The 22,210-nt window shown below is 65.4% G+C and carries 17 protein-coding genes and 4 tRNA genes; 5 read left to right on the top strand and 16 right to left on the bottom strand.

The features are described from left to right. The first annotated feature begins 10 nt into the window (after positions 1-10). Positions 11-181, top strand: a complete 171-nt coding sequence (rpmG, locus tag F816_RS0103880) for a 50S ribosomal protein L33 (protein WP_017941410.1) — start codon at positions 11-13, stop codon at positions 179-181. 246 nt (positions 182-427) lie between these two features. Here the strand turns inward: rpmG and F816_RS0103885 are convergent, their stop codons facing one another. Then, entirely contained in the window at positions 428-658 is a 231-nt protein-coding gene (locus F816_RS0103885) for a hypothetical protein (protein WP_018143938.1), read from the bottom strand. Positions 659-1,026: 368 nt separating this feature from the next. Here F816_RS0103885 and F816_RS0103890 point away from each other — a divergent pair, with 368 nt between their 5' ends. The 3 genes from F816_RS0103890 to mutM are packed head-to-tail and all read left to right on the top strand — an operon-like array spanning position 1,027 to position 4,000. Then, on the top strand, positions 1,027-2,241 hold the full coding sequence (locus tag F816_RS0103890; RefSeq protein WP_019593632.1) for an EAL and HDOD domain-containing protein: 1,215 nt from the start codon (positions 1,027-1,029) through the stop codon (positions 2,239-2,241). Then, positions 2,242-3,192: a hypothetical protein gene (locus F816_RS0103895; protein ID WP_019593633.1), complete on the top strand. Its 951-nt coding sequence runs from the start codon at positions 2,242-2,244 to the stop codon at positions 3,190-3,192. Beyond that, the gene (mutM, locus tag F816_RS0103900) at positions 3,185-4,000 is read left to right on the top strand and encodes a bifunctional DNA-formamidopyrimidine glycosylase/DNA-(apurinic or apyrimidinic site) lyase (RefSeq protein WP_019593634.1); all 816 of its coding nucleotides are present in this window, start codon (positions 3,185-3,187) and stop codon (positions 3,998-4,000) included. Before F816_RS0103895 ends, mutM begins: the two co-directional genes overlap by 8 nt. Positions 4,001-4,070: 70 nt before the next feature. On the opposite strand, the gene F816_RS0103905 is transcribed toward mutM, so the two are convergent. From F816_RS0103905 to F816_RS0103920, 4 genes are read right to left on the bottom strand one after another with little or no spacing between them, the layout of a single operon-like run. Beyond that, entirely contained in the window at positions 4,071-5,687 is a 1,617-nt protein-coding gene (locus F816_RS0103905; RefSeq protein ID WP_018649752.1) for an ABC transporter ATP-binding protein, read from the bottom strand. Positions 5,688-5,689: 2 nt separating this feature from the next. Continuing rightward, entirely contained in the window at positions 5,690-6,958 is a 1,269-nt protein-coding gene (locus F816_RS0103910) for an ABC transporter permease (protein ID WP_019593635.1), read from the bottom strand. Further along, on the bottom strand, positions 6,951-8,330 hold the full coding sequence (locus F816_RS0103915) for an ABC transporter permease (protein WP_018143944.1): 1,380 nt from the start codon (positions 8,328-8,330) through the stop codon (positions 6,951-6,953). Before F816_RS0103915 ends, F816_RS0103910 begins: the two co-directional genes overlap by 8 nt. Before the next feature lie 47 nt (positions 8,331-8,377). Beyond that, positions 8,378-10,237: a peptide-binding protein gene (locus F816_RS0103920; RefSeq protein ID WP_019593636.1), complete on the bottom strand. Its 1,860-nt coding sequence runs from the start codon at positions 10,235-10,237 to the stop codon at positions 8,378-8,380. Between the two features lie 219 nt (positions 10,238-10,456). On the opposite strand from F816_RS0103920, the gene F816_RS0103925 reads away from it, so the two are divergent. Then, a complete protein-coding gene (locus tag F816_RS0103925; RefSeq protein WP_018938774.1) occupies positions 10,457-11,257 on the top strand; it encodes an enoyl-ACP reductase in 801 nt (266 codons plus the stop codon). Between the two features lie 116 nt (positions 11,258-11,373). Here F816_RS0103925 and F816_RS0103930 read toward each other — a convergent pair whose 3' ends face one another. The 11 genes from F816_RS0103930 to F816_RS0103980 form a co-directional block, all read right to left on the bottom strand. Then, positions 11,374-13,263, bottom strand: coding sequence for a SurA N-terminal domain-containing protein (locus tag F816_RS0103930; protein WP_019593637.1), 1,890 nt, complete (start codon positions 13,261-13,263; stop codon positions 11,374-11,376). Between the two features lie 412 nt (positions 13,264-13,675). Further along, positions 13,676-13,752 (bottom strand) — tRNA-Asp (locus tag F816_RS0103935). A gap of 36 nt (positions 13,753-13,788) precedes the next feature. Next, positions 13,789-13,864: transfer RNA gene (locus F816_RS0103940), tRNA-Val, on the bottom strand. An 11-nt stretch (positions 13,865-13,875) separates the two neighbouring features. Next, positions 13,876-14,148: an HU family DNA-binding protein gene (locus F816_RS0103945; protein WP_018938885.1), complete on the bottom strand. Its 273-nt coding sequence runs from the start codon at positions 14,146-14,148 to the stop codon at positions 13,876-13,878. Between the two features lie 260 nt (positions 14,149-14,408). Continuing rightward, positions 14,409-16,874 carry an endopeptidase La gene (lon, locus tag F816_RS0103950; RefSeq protein ID WP_018143949.1) on the bottom strand — a complete coding sequence of 822 codons (2,466 nt, stop codon included), beginning with the start codon at positions 16,872-16,874 and terminating at the stop codon, positions 14,409-14,411. 82 nt (positions 16,875-16,956) lie between these two features. Beyond that, positions 16,957-18,237, bottom strand: coding sequence for an ATP-dependent Clp protease ATP-binding subunit ClpX (gene clpX, locus F816_RS0103955; RefSeq protein ID WP_018143950.1), 1,281 nt, complete (start codon positions 18,235-18,237; stop codon positions 16,957-16,959). Positions 18,238-18,378: 141 nt separating this feature from the next. Further along, positions 18,379-19,017, bottom strand: coding sequence for an ATP-dependent Clp endopeptidase proteolytic subunit ClpP (gene clpP, locus F816_RS0103960; RefSeq protein WP_018938883.1), 639 nt, complete (start codon positions 19,015-19,017; stop codon positions 18,379-18,381). Then, positions 19,014-20,321, bottom strand: coding sequence for a trigger factor (gene tig / locus F816_RS0103965; protein WP_019593638.1), 1,308 nt, complete (start codon positions 20,319-20,321; stop codon positions 19,014-19,016). The genes clpP and tig overlap by 4 nt, the downstream gene beginning before the upstream one ends. 82 nt (positions 20,322-20,403) lie before the next feature. Continuing rightward, positions 20,404-20,490 (bottom strand) — tRNA-Leu (locus F816_RS0103970). A gap of 130 nt (positions 20,491-20,620) precedes the next feature. Then, a tRNA-Lys gene (locus F816_RS0103975) sits at positions 20,621-20,696 on the bottom strand. Positions 20,697-20,835: 139 nt separating this feature from the next. After that, complete coding sequence (locus F816_RS0103980; RefSeq protein ID WP_019593639.1) at positions 20,836-22,104, bottom strand: YeeE/YedE family protein; 1,269 nt, start codon at positions 22,102-22,104, stop codon at positions 20,836-20,838. Between the last annotated feature and the right edge of the window lie 106 nt (positions 22,105-22,210).

The raw sequence follows: 22,210 nt of genomic DNA on the forward strand, positions 1-22,210 counted from the left end.
AGGCTTCACGATGGCTGCCAAGTCCGCACGCGACAAGATCCGCCTGGTGTCCTCCGCCGGCACCGGGCACTTCTACACCACGTCCAAGAACAAGCGGAACATGCCCGAGAAGATGGAGATCAAGAAGTTTGATCCCGTCGTCCGCAAGCACGTGATGTACAAGGAAGCCAAGATCAAGTAATCGCGCCCATCGGCTCGATTGCCTGACAACAGGCGAAAAAAGGCCCGGCCCGCCTACGCGGTTCCGGGCCTTTTTGCGTTGGCGCGAGCGAGAAACGAACCGGCAAACGCATTCGCGTTAGCGCACCGTTTCCCACTTGCCACTCGGCTCGCGGGGCTCGAGCACGCCGCGCTCAACGCGCCCGGTCGGCGCTCGAGATCATCTCGAGCGCGTATGCATCCAGCCATATCCCCCGTTGATGCGGGCTCAGACCGGATCCGGCTGCCCGCCATCCCCTGGCGTCGCGGCGCCCTCGGCGGCGGTTTCCGCCCAGCGCGTCATCACGCGGCCCCAGCGGTGAGCCGTCGCCGGATCCAGTTCGATCTTGGTATAACGCCCGCCATCGCGGATAATGACCCGCAGCAGCGGGACCCCCGAGTCGTGCAGGATCTGGCGCAACTCCACGACTTCTCCAAATGGCGCATCAATCGAATCCATGGTGCTTATGTCCCTCCCGAGCCGGCCTGCCGCACGCAGTCGTGGCCGCCCATCCGTTTTTGACCAAGGGAAACACTGATTAATGTACACGCTCGCGTTGGTACCCCAGGTTTTCCGCGACCCGGCGCGTCGAGCAGCGGGGAGTGATTCCACCCGCAAGCGGCGCAACGCCGGATCGGGGAACCTGGGGTGGCAACCCCGCAAGTTATTGAACGCCGAGGCTGGACCGCCCGTTTTTAACGAGAACGGGCGTGCGCACGGCGTTGCGGCTCGCTTGTGCAGAGTGACTGCACGGCCATCACCGCCCCTTGTTCGCACGCAAAAGCGACTCGAGCGCGTACATTAATCAGTGTTTCCCTAGCGCAAGCATGCAACCAATTTTTGTCGGCCGGCAACCCATCTTTGACGATCAGGAGAATCTGATCGGCTTCGAGCTCCTCTTTCGCACCGGGCACCTGGATGCCGCCTCGGTCACCGACGGCGACCTGGCCACCTCCGACCTCCTGCGCAGCGCCTTCATCGACATCGGCCTCCAACACCTGGTCGGCGAACACCTGGCCTTCGTCAATCTCACCCGCGGCTTTCTCGAACACGAGGTCATCACCAGCCTGCCTCCGGAACAGGTCGTGCTGGAGATCCTGGAGGATATCGAGATCGACGCCGAGGTCATCGCCGCGGTACGCCGACTGAAGGCCCAGGGCTTTCGCATCGCACTGGATGACTACCAGTTTCAGGAGAGCCATTCCGAACTGGTCGGACTGGCCGATCTGGTCAAGCTCGATGTGCTCGCCCTGGGCGGCCAGCGCCTGGAGCAGGAAGTCACCAACCTGGGCGCCTTCGACGTGGAACTGCTGGCCGAGAAGGTCGAAACGGCCGAGGACTATGCTCGCTGCCAGGCCCTTGGCTTCACCCTGTTCCAGGGCTTTCACCTGTCCTTCCCCCACGTGATCGAGGGACAGCGCCTGGAGAGCCTGGAAATGGCCCTGCTGCGCCTCCTGCGCGCGCTACAGGCGCCGGATCCGACGCCGGCCGAACTGGAGGAACTGATCGCCGCCGAGCCCGGGCTCGCCATCCAGCTGCTGCGCATCGCCAACAGCCCGGCCTATCGCGGCTCTCGCCCGACCGATTCGCTCTACAACGCGATCCTGCGCCTGGGCCAGGGGCGCATCAAACGCCTGGCGATGCTGATGGTACTGCGTGGTACCGGCAATCCCACCCACGGGCTCGAGCAGGTCATGATCCGTGCCCGTATGGGCATGCTGATGGCGCGCGCCCTGGGCCTGCACCCCTGGGAGTGCGAGCGCTACTTCACCCTGGGCATGCTCTCCGGGATGGATCGCGTGCTGGGGGTACCGCTGCGACACATCCTGGGCGAACTCCGCCTGTCCACCGAAATGGAACAGGCCCTGATGGAAGGCACAGGACCGCTGGCACCGCTGCTGGCGACCATCGCCGCCTTCGAAGGCCCGACACCCCCGCTGGACAACACGAATGCCCCGGTCCCGGCGCCGGTCTCCAGCCGCCTTTACCTGGAAGCCGTACGCTGGACCGAGGATGTGCTCGCCTCGCTGGCGGAGAACTAGATGCCCCCCCTTACCCTGCGCAGCCAGCTCATGCCGGAAGCCGCCGCCGGCCCCAATACGGGAATGCACATCCGGCTGCGCGAACCCGCCGGGATCGACAGCGGGCCCGGCCACCTGGAGATCCGCCCGGGCCTGCAGCCCCTGACACCGGATCACTATGTCGAGTACTGGACCGCCAGCGGCACGCCAACACCGGTCCACGAGGGGCCCGTCCACCTGCTGGAACACGAGGACGTCCTCTTCGCGACCTGGAGCGGACCGGATAACGGCCTCCGGGAGCAGACCGAACACGCCTACCGCGCCCTGCTGGCCGCCTGCCGAGCACGCGGCTTCGAGCATTTGGCGCGCGTGTGGAACTACTTTGGCGACATCCATGCCGAGGAGGACGGGCTGGAACGCTATCAGGCCTTCTGCATGGGCCGCGCCACCGCGCTTGAGGCCCTGGAAATCCCGCTCGCCAGCATGCCGGCCGCCACGGCCATCGGGAGCGACCAGCGCCAGCTGATCATCTACCTGATCGCCACTCGCACCCCGGCCGAGTCCCTGGAGAACCCGCGTCAGGTCAGCGCCTATCATTACCCGGCGCGCTACAGCCCGAAGAGTCCGACCTTCGCCCGTGCGACCCGCCTGGAAACCGCGGGCGGCCCACTCATCCTGCTCTCCGGCACCGCCAGCATCGTCGGCCACGAGAGCCGTCACCCGGACGACGTCGTCGCCCAGGCACGCGAGACCCTGGCCAACTTGCGGTCCCTGCATGACACCGCTGGCCACGAACTGCCACGCCCGTCCTGGCTGCGCGTCTACCTGCGACATCCGGAAGACCGGCCCAAGGTCGCCGCGGTCCTCGCCGAGCACTACCACGACGCCCATCCGGGGCCGATCGTCCAGTGGGTCCGCGGCGACGTCTGCCGGCGCGAGCTGCTGCTGGAAATCGAGGGCGTGCATGCCTGAACTGCCCGAGGTCGAGACCACCCGGCGCGGGCTCGCCCCCCTGCTGGCCGGGCGCCGCATCACGGCCTTCGAGGTCCGCGAGCCGCGCCTGCGCTGGCCGGTGCCGCCGGAGCTGGTGCAGCAACTGGCCGGCGCCCGGGTCCGCAGCCTGACCCGGCGCGCCAAGTACCTGTTGCTGGAGACCGATCGTACTGGCCTTCTGCTGCATCTCGGGATGTCCGGGAGCCTGCGCCACTGCACACCCGAGACGCCTTTGCGCCGGCACGATCACCTGACCCTGCATCTGGACAACGGCTACCAGGTTCGGCTGCACGATCCGCGCCGCTTCGGCTGTTGCCTGCCGCTCCCCGAGGGCGCCGTACCCCACGCCTTGCTGGCCGACCTCGGCCCGGAACCCCTGGACCCCGAATTCGATGGCGACTACCTGTTCCGCCGCAGCCGCGGCCGCCGCAGCCCGGTCAAGGCCTTCATCATGGACCAGGCGATCGTGGTGGGAGTGGGCAACATCTACGCCACCGAGGCCCTGTTCCTCGCCGGCGTTCGGCCCGGGCGCGCGGCCGGACGCGTCACGCGAGCCGAATACGAGCGCCTGGCAAGCCACATCAAGGCGGTGCTGGCGGCGGCCATTGAACAGGGCGGGACCACCCTGCGCGACTTCCTGCACGAGGACGGCACCCACGGCTACTTCCGCCAGTCGCTGCGCGTCTACGGCCGCGCCGGCGAGCCTTGCCCGGTCTGCGCCGAGGTATTGCGCACACGCCGCATCGGCCAGCGCGCCAGCAGCTACTGCCCCGCCTGCCAGAAGTAGATCGACCCCACGCGGGTCAGCTGCGCCGAAAGGCCGTTGTTCACCGCACAGCGCAGGCGGACGGGCGGGCTTACAGATAACGCGAGACGCGCGGCACGGCATCCAGCAGGTGGCGGGTGTAGTCGGCCTGCGGATTGGCCAGCACCTCGGCGGTGGCGCCGATCTCCTCCATACGCCCGTCGTGCATCACCAGCATGCGGTCGGAGAAGTACTCGACGACGCCCATGTCGTGGGTGATGAAGATCATCGCCAGACGTCGCTCCGCGCGTAGCCGGCCCAGGATCTGCAGCACCTCTGCCTGGACGGATACGTCCAGCGCGCTGGTCACCTCGTCGCAGATGATCACGTCCGGGTCCAGCACCAGGGCCCGCGCGATCGCGATACGCTGGCGCTGGCCACCGGAGAACTCGTGCGGATAGCGCCACAGGGTGTCCTCCGGCAACGCCACCTGATCCAGCACCTTCCCGGCCAGGGCAATCCGCTCATCCTGATTGGCGCCGATGCCATGCACCGCCATCGGCTCGGTCAGCAGCGTCAGCACGTTCAGGCGCGGGTTCAGCGACGAGGCCGGGTCCTGGAACACGACCTGCAGATGCCGCCGCAGCCGGCGCAACGGCTTGCGTGCCATGTGGGTCAACGACTCGCCCCGGTAGCGGATCTCGCCACCGGTCGGCTCGATCAGGCGCAGGATCGCGCGGCCCAGGGTGGTCTTGCCACAGCCGGACTCCCCCACCACGGCCAGCACCTCGCCATTCTCCAGCTCGAAACTGACGTCATCCACCGCCCGCACCACATCCACCTGGCGACGCATCAGGCCCTTCAGCACCGGGAAGTGCACCTGCAGGCCGGACACCTGCAACAGTGCTTCGCGCCCCGCGCCCGGCACCGGCGGCAGCGGTGGCAGGTTCTCCGGCAAGGCCTGGATCAGCTTGCGGGTGTAGGCGTCCTGCGGAGCGCGCAACAGCGGCAGGCATTCACCCTGCTCCACCAGGCGCCCCTGGCGCATGACCGCCACGCGATCAGCCACCGAGGCCACCACGCCGAAGTCGTGGGTGATCAGCAGGACCGCCATGCCGTTCTTCTCGCGCAGGTGGTCGATCAGCTTCAGGATCTCGGCCTGAATGGTCACGTCCAGCGCGGTCGTCGGCTCGTCCGCGATCAGCAGATCCGGCTCGGCGACCAGGGCCATGGCGATCATCACCCGCTGGCGCTGGCCGCCGGAGAGCTTGTGCGGGTACTCGTCGCGGCGCTGTTCGGGGTTCGGCAACTGCACCTCGCTCAAGACCTCGAGGGTGCGCGCGGCGCGCTGCTCCGGACTCATCTGCGGACGGTGCAGGCGCAGCACCTCCTCGATCTGATCGCCCACCTTCAGCACCGGGTTCAGGGAGGTCATCGGCTCCTGGAAGATCATGCCGACGCGGTCGCCGCGCACATGCTGCATCACCGCGCTGGGAAGCCCCAGCAACTCCTGGCGGCCTTCGCGTCCGGCCAGCCAGGCCTCGCCCGAGGGCCTCTCGAACCCCGCATCCAGCAGCCGCATGATGGCCAGCGCCGTGATCGACTTGCCGGAGCCCGACTCCCCGACCAGGGCAAACAGCTCGCCCTCGCGGATGGCGAAGCTCACATCCTCCACCAGCGCCGCCTCGCCGTCGCGGTGGCGGATCTGCAGATTGCGCACCTCCAGCATGGTCAGCGCACCCCGCCACTGGTGGCGCTGGTGGCCCCGGCCGCCGGGCGTGCGCCATCATCGCGATTGGCGGTGCGCGCCGCGGAGCGGGCATGCGGGTCCACCGCGTCGCGCAGGGCCTCGCCGATCAGGTTGTAGGCGAACACGGTCAGGAAGATCGCGCCCCCGGGGAAGGCCGCCATCCACCAGTTGAAGGTGGAGCTCTGTACCGCCTGGTTCAGCATCTGACCCCAGGAGGGGTCATCCACCAGTCCGAGGCCGAGGAACGACAGGGTCGCCTCGGCGAGGATCGCGGAGGCGACGCCAAAGCTGGCCGCGACCAGGATCGGCGCGATGCCGTTCGGCAGCATGTGCCGGAACAGGATGGACGGCAGCGACAGCCCCGAGGCGATGGCCCCCTGCACGAAGTCCTGCTGGCGCAGGCGCAGGAACTCGGCACGCACATAACGGGCGTAGCCGGACCATGAGGTCAGCCCAATGATCAGCATCATCAGGTACAGCGAACGGCCGAAGAAGGCGACGAAGGTCAACAGCAGGAACAGCGTCGGGATGGCCTCGAAGATCTCCACCAGGCGCATCCCGATCATGTCCACGATCCCCGAGAAATAGCCCATCAGTCCGCCCAGGATCACCCCGATCCCCAGCGCAATCCCGGTCGCGATGAAGCCAATGGACAGCGCGATGCGCGTGGCGTGGATCATGCGCGAGAGCACGTCGGCGCCGGTATCGTCCGTACCGAACCAGTGCACCCGCTCCGGGGACTCGCGCGGGGCCTCCAGCCCGGTATCGGCGTAATCGCGCAGGTAGTCGCGCGGCGAGTACGGGATCGGCGCGCGGATTACCCGCTGGTACTCGCCCAGCACCTCGGCCTCGCGGTACTGCTCGTGAATCACCAGCGACGGCGGCGACACCGTCTGCCAGGCCACCACGCCCAGCACCGCGCCCAGCACCGCCCAGAGACCGAAGCGCCGCCATGGCCGCCCGGGCAGACGCCAGAAGATCAGAGCCAGCACCAGCAAACCAAACAGGGTGACGTCCGCAGCCGTCAGGTAGCGCAGAAACGGCAGCGCCCAGGCGCCGTCGGCGGTCTGCACCAGCAGCGGGTGGGAATTCGCGAGCACCGGCGCAAGGACCGCGACCAGGGTCAGCAGCGCGATCCAGCCAATGCCGAGGCGGGCGCCCCAGCGCAGCAGGATCTCGCCCACCACGCGCCGGGCCCAGGAACGGCTGCGGCGATCCGCCTGCTGCGTGTTGTGCGTGGTCTCAGTCATAGCTCACCCGCGGATCGACGATGGCGTAGGCCAGATCCGCCAACAGATAGCCCACCAGGGTCAGCACGCCGGAGATCAGGGTGATCGACAGCACCAGCTCGCGGTCGCGCGTCTGCACGGCCTCCACCGCCAGCTTGCCCATGCCATCAATGGAGAAGATCGCCTCCACGATCACCGAGCCGGCCAGCAGCGAGGGCAGCAGCGTGGCCGACACGGTGATCAGGGGCAGCAGGGAATTGCGGAACACGTGACGCCACAGCACGTCGTGCTCGGCCACCCCCTTGGCGCGCGCCGTACGCGCGTAATCCGAGGTCAGGTTCTCCAGCACCGCCGAACGCGAAAGCTTGGCCAGGAATGCCAGCCCGCCGTAGGACAGGCACAGCACTGGCAACACCAGGTGCCAGGCCCGGTCCAGCAGGAAGCCCGGCACCATATGGCCCGGCGCCAGACCCAGCGCCAGCGCCAGCCCGGCACCCAGCCCCAGGGTGCCCAGATAAAACCCGCGCAGGACGCCCCAGTCACTGTGCGCCATCATCCAGCCCACTCCGCCCCCGAGAAGCACGGCCACGGCGGTACTGACCATCCCGGCCGGTGCCAGATCGCGGAACATCAGCCAGCCGCAGACGGCCCCGAGTGCCGCCCCGACCCCGCCGCGGATACGGGCGGGCAGGTAGCGCGCAAGGTAGATCCCCAGCGCCACCCCCAGAAACGGCAGGATCAGCAGCAACGGCAACGCCCAGACCACCTCCACCGTGGGCAGGAAGGTCATGTCCAGCGCTGCGCGCTGGCTGAGCCCCCCGGTGGGGAACCACTGCCAGAACTGGTCGGAGGCAAAGAAGCCGATCAGCAACACGCCGGCCAGCATGGTCGGCACCGACCACAGGGCCAGCAGCACGACGCCTGACTGCGAATCGAAGGCCTGGCCATGCTGGGTGGCCGCGCGCACCCCCACGGCGACCGCGACGATGTAGATCAGCGGGATGGAGAGCACGTTCAGCAGCAACGTGATCGGCAAACGTTCGGCCACCAGATCGATCACCGGCCGGCCATAGCGGAAACTGGTGCCCAGATTGGGGACCTTGAAGTGTGGCCAGCCGGTCAGCGAGCCGTCCGCGTCCTGGGCAAATCCGATCGGCGAGATGTTGTTCAGCCAGCGCCCGAACTGCACCGGGGCCGGCTGATCCAGCCCGTAGAGCTGGTTGTAGTAGTCCTCCATCGCCTTCTGTGCCTGGGGCTCCAGGCCCTGCCCTTCGACCAGCGTCAGGGCGCTGATCCCACCGGGTGCGGCCGCCATCACCGCAAACACGACCACGGTGATCCCGAACAGGGTCGGCACCATCAGCAGCATGCGGCGCAGGATGTAGGTCAGCATCGCGTGCGGCGCTCCCCTGCCGCTTCAGCTTCCATGGGCATCGCCGGCTACTGCCCGTACCGCTGCGATTCGAACGGGACGTAGATCTCCAGCGGCACCGCCCCCAGGTTGAGCCCCAGCGCGGTCTGCTCCAGGTTCTGGATGCGCCGGTCGATGAAGGCCAGGGTCTGGCGCCGCATCAGGAAGGTATACGGCTGGTCCTCGTGCAGGATGCGCTCGGCCTCGCGCCAAAGCTCCATACGCGCTGGTTCGTCTACCTCGCCACGCGCCGCCTCGATCACCGCATCCAGTTCGGGGTTCTGATAGTGGATGAAGTTGTCGCCACCGGAAACCACCTGACTGGAGTGGAACATCTGGTAGATATCCACCTCCACACCGCTGGTCCAGCCCAGGGTGATGGCATCGAAATCCTGGCGGGTGAGTTGTTCCAGCATCACCGACCACTCGGTCGGCGACGGGCGCATCTCGATCCCGGCCCGCGCAAAGAGATCGCGCAGGAACAGCGCGATGCGGCGGGTGTCCTCGTTGTCCTGGAAATACGACAACTCGAAGGAGAACGGCTCGCCGTCCTCGTTGACCAGCACGCCATCGCGATTGCGTTCGCGGAAGCCCGCCTCGGCCAGCAGCTCCAGGGCGCGCTCGACATCATAGGGGATCGGATCGAGATCCGGATTGTGCTGATCGCTGCGCGGTGAAAACGGGGAGATCGCGCGCTCGGCATACCCCAGCATGACCTCCTCGATCAGCCGGTCAACGTCGGTCAGGTAGCTCATCGCCTTGCGTACCCGCGGGTCGGCGAAACGCGTCGGCTCGCCATCGCGCTGCTGGTTCCAGGCAATGTAGGAATAGCCGGCCGTGGGGCTCATGTACTCGTGGGTATCCGCGCGCTCGCGCAGGGCCTCGTCGTCGCGCAGCCGAGCATATTCGCGTGGACGCGCCCCGTAGACGTCAATATCGCGATTGCGGAAGGTGGTCAGGCGCGCACTGTCATTCTGGATCACCCGCCACACCAGCCGATCCAGCGACGGCTCCACCGGTCCCCAGTAACGCGGGTTGCGCTCCAGTTCGATACGGCCGGCATCCGGGGTCCAGCCGGTCGGGTCCTCCATGCGGTAGGGTCCGGAACCCAGCAGGATGCCGCGCGATTCGTTGAAGGTCTCCGGATCGTCCAGGTAGCGCCCATAGAAGTGTTCCGGCAGGACATCAAGGCCGCCCGCCACCCGCATGGCGTCGAAGTACGGCTCCTCGAACACGAACCGCACCGTGCGTTCGTCGACGGCCTCGACCGCCTCGATCTTCTCCAGGAAGGCCCGCGCCCGCGGGACCGCCACGGCATCGGTCATCAGGAAGTTGTAGGTGAACTGGATATCGCCCGCCGTCAGCGGTTCCCCGTCGGAGAACTGCAGACCCGGGCGCAGGCGGAAGGTCAGCTCGGTCCCGGTATCGTCGAACTCCCAGGATTCGGCCAGCAACCCCTGCCACTCCAGCGTCTCCGGGTCGCGCACCACCAGCGACTCCAGCACATAGTTCTGCACCTCGGAGGCATAGGCATCGGAGGAGACATACGGCGTGATCGTCGCGAGGCCCGTGCCAAAGGCCTGCACCAGCCAGTCACCCTCGGCGTAGTCGCCCTGCTCGGCCGCCCGCGCCGCCCGCCGGAACGCCGAGGGAACATCGTCCGCCCGCGCGGCGCGCTCGCCATCCATCCCGGTAAAGCGCCCGGAGGCCAGATCCGACTCCAGACCCTGCACACTGCGCCGCAACGCTCGGAGGTCACGGGCCTGCTCGGTCATGGTGTTTTGCATGGAGGCCATGCGCTGCCACTGGCGGTCGATCTGGACCATCACCAGCAACAGCAGAATGCCCAGCACGATCAGGGTGGCGATCCAACCGAAATGACGACTCACAAGGCCTCCGGGCGATTGCGGGGACGGTCACGGGGACCGCCGATCTTCGCACTATAACAAGCTGCCTGCTCCGGCTCACCGGGTGCTGGCCGCACTTGCGGCACATCGGTATGATCCTGAAGACACTGGCGTCCTTCCCCCGGTTCCGTACGTGGACGGGCGCCGTAGAGACGGCCCGTCCGGGCGCGTCGGCACGGATCTGAGCCAAGGAGTTTCAAAATGGGTTTTCTCAAGGGCAAGCGCGCACTGATCGTCGGCGTTGCCAGCAACCGTTCCATCGCCTACGGCATTGCCGCGGCCATGCATCGCGAGGGCGCCGAACTCGCCTTCACCTACCAGAACGAACGCCTGCGCGATCGCGTCGAGAAGCTGGTCGCGGATTTCGATTCCGACATCCTCGTACCCTGTAACGTCGAGGATGATCGCGAGATTGAACAGGTCTTCGAGCACCTGGACAATTACTGGGACGGGGTCGACATCCTGGTGCACTCGGTCGCTTTCGCGCCCAAGGAGCAGCTGGAGGGGGACTTCCTCGACAACATGACCCGCGACGGCTTCCGCATCGCGCACGATGTCAGCTCGTACAGCCTGGCCGCGCTGGCCAAGGCCGGGCGCGGCATGATGAAGGACCGCGACGCCTCCATCCTCACCCTCAGCTATCTGGGCGCCGAGCGCTCGATGCCCAACTACAACGTGATGGGCCTGGCCAAGGCGAGCCTGGAGGCCAACGTGCGTTACCTGGCCTACACCCTGGGGCCGGAAAGCACCCGGGTGAACGCGATCTCCGCCGGCCCGATCCGCACCCTGGCGGCCTCCGGCATCGGCGACTTCAAGCGCATCCTCGATCACGTTCAGGCCAACGCGCCGCTGCGCCGTAACGTCACCACGGATCAGGTCGGCAACGCCGGCGCCTTCCTCTGCTCGGACTTGGCCTCCGGGATCACCGGCGAAGTGATGTACGTCGACTCCGGCTACAACACGGTCGGCCTGGGCGCAGCCGAGATCGGCCTCGAAAAATAAGGCGACCCTGCAGTACCCGGGCGATCCCGGGTACCAGAAAAAAGCCCGGCGCCGCGCAAGCGGGCCGGGCTTTTTCGTGGGCGGGATACGAAAATCGCATCCTGATTCCGCGTGGACTAGTCGAGCGCGTCGGGGAAGCGCTTGATCTCCGCTTGCTCTTCCAGCCAGGCGAGATAGGACCGGAACTCGGCACTCCCGTAGGCATTGCCGATCTGGTCGCGTGCCTGCTGGCGCGCCGCAGCATCGATTGCATCCTCACCCATGCGCACCGCTTCCAGCACCGTCACCGCGAAGTCACCATCCCCGATCCGGGCGCCGGCAATCTCCACCGTGCCCTCGCCTGGCGCCGGCAGGCGGAACAGATGGTCCTGCAACCCGGTTGGCAGCTCGGTCGCCCGTTCACGGGTGACCTCGACCGAGCGACTCCATTCTCCGTTCTCCACGGCCTCGGCGGTCCAGTCGTCGGCTTCGCGCAGCCGCTCGATCAGGGCCTCACCCGCCTCACGCGCGGCATCCGCGGCTGCCTGACGCTGCAGGCGCTCGCGGATCTCGTCCTCCACCTCGGCCAGCGGGCGCACCTCGGCCGGCTCGTGCTCATCGACACGCAGGATCACGGTGGAACGGTCCTGCAGGTCAATCGCCTCGCTGTTGTTGCCGTCTTCCAGTACCCGCGGGTCAAACGCCGCATCGCGAATGGAACGGTGGCGGGCGATGCCATCGCCCGAGCCGCGCGAGAACCAGTCGCTGGTCTGGACCTCCAGGCCCGTTGCGTCGGCGGCCGGCTCCAGACTGTCGGGAAACTCGATCGCCAGTGCCATCAAGTCGTCCAGGGCGTCGATCTGCATCTGTTCGGCCGTCCGGTCACGCAGGTCCTGCTCGACCTCCTCCCGCACCTCTTCGAACGGCTGCGCCCGGGATTCATGGATCGAGGTCACCTCAAGGATGAACCAGCCACGATCCGTTCGTACCGGCTGACTGATGAGGTCCTTCGGCAGGGTGAAAATGACCGTCTCCAGGGTGGAATCCAGATCGCCCCGGGCGACCTCGCCCAGGCTGCCACCACGGTCGGCCGTCAGGCTGTCTTCGGAGTATTCCTCGGCCAGGTCGCCGAAATCCTCGCCATCATCCAGGCGACTGCGCACTTCACGGATCCGTGCCTCGCCATCTTCGTCGGTGTCCTGGATGCGGATCTGGCGCACCTCGCGCAGTTCCGGCTCTTCGTAGCGACTGCGATTGACCCGGTAATGCTCGCGCACCTGATCCTCGGTGACATCGACCCCGGCCTCCAGGCCTTCCGGGTCCAGGCGCAGATAGCTCACCCGCACCCGCTCCGTGGTCGTGAAGTCTTCCGGATTGGCGTCGTAATAGTCGCGGATCGCGTCGTCATCCACCACATCGGGACGATCAAAGTCGTCCGCGGCGAAGACCTTCCAGCTCGCAACCCGCGTCTGGTTGCGCAGGCGGCTGTAATCCTCCACCAGGGCTTCCGGCACCACCCCCGTGGCCTGGATGCCACGCTGAATTTGCGACATCACAATACTGCGGGCGATGTCCTGCTCGAAGTCGGCCGGGCTGATGCGCTGAGCATTCAACAACTGGCTGTAGCGTTCGCGGCTGAAGTGGCCCTCCTCCTGAAACACCGGCATGCCGCGGATCTCGCGCAATACGCTGTCACCCGCCGCCTTGAAGCCGGCGGAATCGGCCGCCTGGCGCAGCAGTTCCTGGCGGATCAGGGTCTCCATCGCCTGCAGGCGGATGCCCTGCTCGTCCAGCACGTCATCCGGGATCTCGCCGCCAAACATGCGCGCCATCTCGTCGCGCTGGGCGCGGGCCTCCTGGTGCACGTCGCGCACCGCGATATCCGTGCCGTTCACCTCGGCGGCGACCAGCGGGCCCGCCCCGCCGAAATACTCGCCCAGGCCCCACAGGGCAAAGGGGATGGTGATCAGGCCAATGATCACATAGGCGAGCCAGCCGCTCGCCCGGTCACGAATCGCTTGCAACATGATGGTCTCTGCTCACTCCGGCAATTGGGAGGAAAACGGGAATCAGCGGCCGATGGTAGCAGGCACGCCCGCGCGCGTCTGCGCCTGGGCGGCGGTGTCTGCCACGCAGCGCCCGCTGACAAGAAGAAGGCCCCGACCAAGATCATCTACAGGCAGAAGCGACGACTGGATGGGCGGCGCCGCGAAAACCTGAGCCCCTGGACCGGTCTCCGCGCATGATGCCTCGCGCACTCTCGTGCCGGCGCCGATCGCTGGGGACATCCCTCGGAGCCGTCGGCCTGGAGGGTCGGACCTCGCATTCGATGCGCCCGCGCGACTGCTATGGACCCAGGTCTGGCCCAAAGGTGTGGCTTCCAGCGCTTCGTAGTGGTCAACAAAGAAAAAGGCGCCACAAGGGCGCCTTTCTCAAAGATGGCGGAGCGGACGGGACTCGAACCCGCGACCCCCGGCGTGACAGGCCGGTATTCTAACCAGCTGAACTACCGCTCCGTATTCGTGCAGCGCAACCAGGGTCAGGGTTGCACTTGGTGGGTGCTGACGGGTTCGAACCGCCGACATTCGCCGTGTAAAGGCGACGCTCTACCAACTGAGCTAAGCACCCGATAAAGCGCGCTAGTTTACTCGATCCTTGAGCGCTTTACCAGCCTTGAACGAAGGCGTTTTCGAGGCGGCAATCTGGATGCTCTGACCGGTACGCGGGTTACGGCCGGTGCGGGCTTCGCGCTCGCGCACCAGGAAGGTACCAAAGCCCACGAGGGAGACCTGGTCACCCTTGGCGAGGGTATCGCCGACCACACTCACCATGGCATCCACGATCTTGCCGGCCTGGGCCTTGGGAACATCGGCTTCCGCCGCGATCGCGTCGATCAATTCGGATTTATTCATGAAGCGCTTCCTTATCTCAGTGGTGACTCAGGCTTTCTGCCGGACGGGGCCTAGCTTACACCAGCCGGGGACCTTTTCTCCATGGCCCCGCGACTGCCCTCGGCACGAAATCAGATGATGCGCATGGGGTTATAGCAAGCCCCCCGAAAAAGTGTCAAACGCCCTTCCGGCGGGGCGCGCGGCCAGGCGTGAACCAGCACACAAAAAACCGCGGGCGCCGATGAATCCAGCGCCCGCGGTTTCGCTCCAATTACAGATGCTTAGTGATGCCGGACCCGACGGCGACCGGATTCTTTGGCCGGCTTGACGACTTCCTCAACCTTCTCTGGCGTTTCCCCGGCCTTGCCTTCCGGCATGTGGGTCAGCGCGAGCTCGAGCACCTCGTCGATCCAGCGCACCGGACGAATATCCAGCTTCTGCTTGATGTTCTTCGGGATGTCGACCAGATCCTTCTCGTTCTCTTCCGGGATCAGGACGGTGCGAATCCCTCCGCGGTGGGCGGCCAGCAACTTCTCCTTCAGGCCCCCGATCGGCAGAACCTGACCACGCAGCGTGATCTCACCGGTCATCGCGACATCCGCCCGCACCGGGATACCGGTCAGTGCCGAGACGATCGCGGTGCACATGCCGATGCCCGCGGACGGGCCATCCTTCGGCGTCGCACCCTCCGGCACGTGGATGTGCAGGTCCTTCTTCTCGTGGAAGTTCTCCTCCAGGCCAAGGGCCTCGGCGCGCGAGCGAACCACGGTCAGGGCGGCGTGGATGGACTCCTGCATCACGTCGCCGAGCTTGCCGGTCTGCTGGGTCTTGCCCTTGCCCGGGACCACGCTGGCCTCGATGGTCAGCAGCTCGCCGCCGACCTCGGTCCAGGCTAGACCCGTGACCTGCCCGACCTGATCGTTTTCCTCGGCCAGGCCGAAGCGGAAGCGACGCACGCCGAGATATTTCTCCAGCGTCTTGGGTGTGACCGAGGTGGTGCGTGCCCGCTCCTTCTCGCTGGCCAGCAGACGCTGCTTGGCCACCTTGCGGCAGACCTTGGCAATCTCGCGCTCCAGCGAGCGCACGCCGGCCTCGCGGGTGTAGTACCGCACCATGTCGCGCACCGCCGAATCGGAGATCTGGATCTCGGCCGGCTTCAGGCCGTTGGCCTTGATCTGCTTGGTCAGCAGGTAATTGTGCGCGATGTGGACCTTCTCGTCCTCGGTGTAGCCGGACAGGCGGATGACCTCCATGCGGTCCAGCAACGGCCCAGGGATGTGCATGCTGTTGGCCGTGGCCACGAACATCACGTCCGACAGGTCGAAATCGACCTCCAGGTAGTGGTCGCTAAACGTGTGGTTCTGTTCCGGATCCAGCACCTCGAGCATCGCCGAGGCCGGGTCACCCCGGAAGTCCATCGCCATCTTGTCGATTTCGTCCAGCAGGAACAGTGGGTTGCGCACACCGACCTTGGCCAGGTTCTGGATGATCTTGCCCGGCAGCGAGCCGATGTAGGTCCGACGATGGCCGCGGATCTCGGCCTCGTCGCGCACGCCGCCCAGCGCCATGCGCATGAACTTGCGATTGGTCGCACGCGCGATGGACTGCCCCAGCGAGGTCTTGCCAACCCCGGGCGGACCCACCAGGCACAGGATCGGGCCCTTCAGCTTGCGCACGCGGGACTGCACCGCGAGGTACTCGAGGATGCGTTCCTTGACCTCTTCCAGGCCGTAGTGGTCCTCGTTGAGGATCTTCTCGGCGCGCGTCAGGTCCTTGCTGACCCGGGTCTTTTTCTTCCACGGGACGTTGACCAGCCAGTCGATGTAACTGCGCACGACGGTGGCCTCGGCCGACATCGGCGACATCATCTTGAGCTTGTTCAGCTCGGCGGTCGCCTTCTTCTTGGCCTCCTCCGGCATCCCTGCCTTCTCGATCTTGTCGGCCAGGTCTTCCTGCTCGTTCGGCGCGTCCTCGAGATCCCCCAGCTCCTTCTGAATGGCCTTCATCTGCTCATTCAGGTAGTACTCGCGCTGGGACTTCTCCATCTGCTGCTTCACGCGGCCACGGATCTTCTTCTCGATCTGCAGCACATCCATCTCGCCCTCGATCTTGGCGACCAGGTGTTCCAGGCGTGCGCGCACATTGGCGATCTCGAGGACTTCCTGCTTCTCCTCCAGCTTCAGCGACATGTGCGCGGCAATGGTGTCGGCCAGGCGCGAGGTGTCGTCGATCCCGGCCAGCGAGGTCAGGATCTCCGGCGGGACCTTCTTGTTCAGCTTGATGTACTGCTCGAACTGATTCAGCGCGGAGCGGCCGAGGATCTCCAGCTCCTTGTCCTCGGTGTCGTATTCCTCGTCGATCAGCCGGATGTCGGAGACGAAGTAGTCCTCCTCCTTCTCGACATTGCCGGTAGTGGAGATATCCATCACATGGGCGCGCTGGGCACCCTCCACCAGCACCTTGATGGTGCCATCGGGCAGGCGCAGCAGCTGCAGGATATTGCCCAGGGTGCCAATCTGGTGCAGATCGCCGGCCTCCGGCTCGTCGACCTCCGCGCTCTTTTGCGCGACCAGAAGCACCTGCTTGTTCTCGGCCATGGCCGAATCCAGCGCGCGGATCGACTTCTCGCGACCCACGAACAGCGGGATGACCATGTGGGGATAGACCACGACATCGCGCAGCGGCAGGACCGCGACGCGCTTGACGGGGGAGTCCACCTCGTTCTGGGAGGAGTGGGTATCGGTCATGTTGCCCCCTAAGGGCTGGACGAATGTACAGGAGGAAGTGGGGGCGGCGGCGCCCGTTTCAAGGGCGCCGCAACACTTCCGCTCAGGAATCCGCGGCAGCCTGCTTCTTGGCGAACGAGTCGTTCTCGTAGACCAGGTACGGTTCGGCATCGCCACGGATCACCGCCTCGTCGATCACCACCTTGCTGACCCCCTCCATGGAGGGCAGCTCGTACATGGTGTCGAGCAGGATGTTCTCCATGATGGTGCGCAGACCGCGCGCACCGGTCTTGCGGGCCATCGCCTTGTGGGCGATCGCGGACAGGGCATCGTCGCGGAACTCGAGCTCCACGCCCTCCATCTCGAACAGGCGCGCGTACTGCTTGATCAGGGCGTTCTTCGGCTGGGTCAGGATCGTGATCAGTGCGTCCTCGTCGAGCTCGTCCAGCGTCGCCTGCACCGGCAGGCGGCCAACGAACTCGGGGATCAGGCCATAGCGCACCAGGTCATCGGCCTCCAGCTGCTTCAACCACTGGCCACCGGACTTGGCCGCCTCGGTGGTGCGCAACTCGGCGCCAAAGCCGATCCCGCCCTTCTCGGCGCGCTGCTGGATCACCTTCTCCAGCCCGGAGAAGGCACCGCCACAGATGAACAGGATATTGCTGGTATCGACCTGCAGGAATTCCTGCTGCGGGTGCTTGCGCCCGCCCTGCGGCGGCACCGAGGCGGTGGTGCCCTCGATCAGCTTCAGCAGGGCCTGCTGCACACCCTCGCCCGAGACGTCACGGGTGATGGACGGGTTGTCCGACTTGCGCGAGACCTTGTCGATCTCGTCGATGTAGACAATGCCGTTCTCGGCCTTCTCGACGTCGTAGTCGCACTTCTGCAACAGCTTCTGGATGATGTTCTCGACATCCTCACCCACGTAACCAGCCTCGGTCAGCGTGGTGGCATCGGCGATGGTGAACGGGACATTCAGCACCCGCGCCAGGGTCTCGGCCAGCAGCGTCTTGCCGGAGCCGGTGGGGCCGATCAGCATGATGTTCGACTTGGACAGCTCGACATCGTCCTTGCCGGCCCGGGCCTGCAAGCGCTTGTAGTGGTTGTACACCGCGACCGAAAGGATCTTCTTCGCGGAGTTCTGGCCGATCACGTAGTCGTCAAGGATCGCGCGGATCTCGTGCGGGGTCGGCAGGGAATCACGCTCGGCGTGCCCCGCTTCCTGCATCTCCTCGCGGATGATGTCGTTGCACAGCTCGACGCACTCGTCGCAGATGAATACGGATGGCCCGGCGATCAGCTTGCGCACCTCGTGCTGGCTCTTTCCGCAGAAAGAACAGTACAGGAGCTTGCCGTCGGCGGGGGGGGTGGTTTCGTCGCTCATCCGTTTGCCTCGGTTGCGATTTCAGTGTTCTTCAGAACATGCCCCGTTTGCCTGGCAGTTGCAAACGAGCCAAGCGGAAGTCCGGTATTGAAGCTGCGCCCCGCAGCGGTGCTCCGGGGCGCAGCTGCGAAGGACGCGGACTCAGCTCGCGGAGTCGCGGTGGGTCAGCACGTGGTCAACCAGGCCGTATTCCTTCGCTTCGGTCGCGGTCAGGAAACGGTCGCGATCGGTGTCCTCCGCGATCTTCTCCACCGGCTGGCCGGTGTGGTGGGCCAGCACATTGTTCAGTTCATCACGGATCTTCAGGATCTCGCGGGCGTGGATGTCGATATCCGAGGCCTGGCCCGAAAATCCGCCCAGCGGCTGATGGATCATCACCCGTGAGTGCGGCAGGGTGTGCCGCTTGCCAGCGGCACCGCCCGCCAGCAGCACCGCGCCCATGCTCGCCGCCTGGCCGACGCACAGCGTGCTGACCTCGGGCTTGATGAACTGCATGGTGTCGTAAATCGCCATGCCAGCGGTGACCGCACCGCCCGGGGAATTGATGTATAGGCTGATTTCCTTGTCCGGATTTTCCGACTCGAGGAACAGCAGCTGGGCCACGATCACGTTGGCCATGTAGTCCTCGACCGGACCCACACAGAAGATCACTCGATCCTTCAGCAGGCGGGAGTAGATGTCGTAGGCGCGCTCGCCGCGGGCGGTCTGCTCGACCACCATCGGTACCAGGTTCAGCCCCTGGGCGTGTTGTGCGCCCTGGTCGGCCATATCGTGGCTCATTCAGTCGACTCCTTGTTCGGATTCATCACGTCCTGGAAGCTGGTTTCCTTCTCGGTGACCTTGCCCTGCTCGAGCACCCAGTCAACGACCTGATCTTCCAGCACCAGTGACTCCAGGTTGCTCTTCGCCTGGGGATTGGAGCGGTAGTACTGCTTCACCTCTTCCGGATCCTCGTAGGTTGCGGCCATCTCCTCGAGATCGCGCTCGACCCGCTCGGCGTCCACCTCGAACCCCTTCTGTTCGATGATGGCGCGCAGCGCCAGGCCCAGGCGCACGCGACGCTTGGCTTCTTCCTCGAACAGGCTGTCCGGCAGTGGCTGGGTCTGCTGCGCGCCGCCGAAACGCTTCTCGGCCTCCTCGCGCAGGCGGTTGACCTCCGACTTCACCAAGGCCTCCGGAAGATCGAAGTCGTGCTTGTCGACCACGGCCTCCAGCACCTGTTGCTTGACCCGACCCTTCAGGGCCTGACGCAGTTCCCGCTCCATGTTGGACCGCACATCGGCGCGAAGTTTCTCGACCGAGCCATCCTCGATGCCGAATTTCTTCGCAAATTCCTCATCGACCTCCGGCAGCTTGGGGCCTTCGACCTGCTTGATGGTCAGCGCGAACTGCGCGGTCTGGCCCTTCAGGTTCTCCGCCGGGTAGTCGTCGGGGAAGGTGACATCGATGGTCGGCTCCTCGCCGGTCTTCACGCCCTTGAGCTGTTTCTCGAAGTCCTCGATCAGGCGCCCGGCACCAAGCTCGATCTGGAAGTCGTCGGCCTTGCCGCCCTCGAACTCCTCGCCGTTCAGCGAGCCGACGAAGTCCAGCGTCACCCGGTCGCCTTTCTTCGCCTTGCGTTTGACCTCGGCCCACTCCTTGTTCTGCTCGCGCAGGGAGTCGATCACGCGATCGATGTCCTCGTCCCCGACCTCGGCCACCGGGCGCTCGATCTCGACGCCGGAGAAGTCGGCCACATCCACTTGCGGGAACACCTGGAAGCTGGCGGTGAATTCGATCGCGTCGTCACCTTCCAGATTGGTCGGCTCGATGCTCGGGTTACCGGCCGGCTCCAGGCCCTCCTGCTGCACCGCCTCGCGGTAGCTTTCCTGCAGGACCTCGCTCAGAACCTCCTGATACACACCGGTGCCGTAGCGCTGGCGCACGACCTTCAGCGGGACCTTGCCCGGGCGAAAGCCGTCCAGCTTGACCCGCTTGGCGAGGGACTTCAGGCGATTGTCGACCTCGGTATCGATCCGCTCGGAGGGGACCTGGATGGTCATCTTGCGTTCCAGGTTGCCGGTGGCTTCAACAGAAACTTGCATGGAGGGCCTCGTCATAGTTCGGTAATCGGTCATCCCTGCCGATCGCAGTGGTAACCTTCATGGCTGGTCGGAATGCAGACAGTGGTGCGAAAGGAGAGACTCGAACTCTCACGGGTTTTACCCCACTGGGACCTAAACCCAGCGCGTCTACCAGTTCCGCCACTTTCGCAATCTTGCAGAAAACTCTTGTCATTCGGACGCTATTGCGCAACAGCTGCGCATTCTAGCGTGTTCCCCACCCACAAACACAAAGAGCCCGTATAGACGGGCCCTTGTGCCGGTGCGGGGACCGGAGAAAATGGTGGGTCGTGTAGGATTCGAACCTACGACCAATTGGTTAAAAGCCAACTGCTCTACCAACTGAGCTAACGACCCTTTTCGGTTCGGCCCGGAGCGAACATCTGAATCGCCCTGGCCGTTGCAAAGTCGAAGGCCCGGGATCGCCGGGCCTCCAGTGCCGCGTAGTTTACGGCGCGACGGGGAAAACGCAAGACGTGCCCCCGTCGCTATGCCATCAGATGGCTTCCAGCTTGCGCATGCCGCCCGGCAGCAGCTTCATGTCCACCAGCGAGGTGATCAGCGCCTTGCCGAAGCTGGCCTCGTCTTCGTAGACCATCTTGTAGTACTGGATCTTCATGGTCAGCGCGGCGCCGAAGACGATCATGATGAACGTCAGGAAGCCGCCCAGGGCCAGCGTGGAGATCCCGGTGATCCCCTGGCCGATGGTGCAACCCATGGCCAGCACCCCACCGAAGCCCATCAGAATCGCGCCCACGAAGTGGTTGACGAAGTCGCGCACCGAAGCGAACCACTCGAAGCGGAAGGCACGCGTGACCAGGGCCCAGAAGAAGGAACCCAGGATCACACCGGCCAGCGCCATGACGCCGAAGTACAGGACGGTGTTATCGAAACCGCTCGACACGTAGCGCAGGCTCTGCCCCATCGGGTTGATGAAGGTGAACGACTGGTTGGCCCAGGGGGCACTCTCGGCCGGGCGCTCACCGGCGTCAGCATCCGCCACGAAGTCCCAGTCCGAGACATAGGCTTGCGGGGTGTAGGTGTCCATGCCGTCGTCGACCTGGATGTTGCTGGTCAGCCACCAGGCGCCCAGCACCACCAGACCGATCACCAGACCGCCCAAGATATTGTCAAAGCTGCGACGGAAGTCCGCGGCCTTGAAGATCAGGGCCAGTAGCAGCACGCCAATCACCAGACCCAGCACCAGGCGCGCCGTCAGGCCGTTCGCTTCACCGGCGACCAGCGTACCCAGATCCTGGCCCGCCGGTGTGGAGATGGCCAGCGCGGTGGTCCAGTCCATGAACAGCAGGGAATACAGGGTGTCGGACGTGCCCGGGAACGGGCGCACCATGAAGTACGCGATGATCGCGATCACGATCAGCACCATCAGCGACTTGATGTTGCCGCCGCCGACGCGCACCAGGGTCTTGTTACCGCAGCCCGAGGCATAGGTCATGCCGATCCCGAACAGGAAGCCGCCCAAGGCGTGTTCGACCCACTGGAATTCGGTCATGCGATAGTTGGGGAAGGAGCCATCCGCGCTCAGCACGCCGAAGAACTCGAGGATCGCCACGCCCAGCATGGCCACGGCAATCGCCAGCAACCAGGAACGCATGCGGCCGGTATCGCCCATGTTCACCCAGTCGGACACGGCGCCCATGGTGCAGAAGTTGGTCTTGTTCGCTACGGCTCCCATGATGAAGGCGAGGATGAACGCCCCACCCAGGAACGCCATTGCGGCAGTCGAAAAACTGGTGAATTCCATCACGTATCCTCTCGATGAAAGATTTCAGGGCACGCCTGCACCCATGGGGTGCGCAGCATACATCGGACGCTAGACGAGATCGAGCCCGCTTTCATTCCTGCCCGAG

The organism is Thioalkalivibrio sp. ALM2T (assembly GCF_000381505.1).
Taxonomy (GTDB): Bacteria; Pseudomonadota; Gammaproteobacteria; order Ectothiorhodospirales; family Ectothiorhodospiraceae; genus Thioalkalivibrio; species Thioalkalivibrio versutus.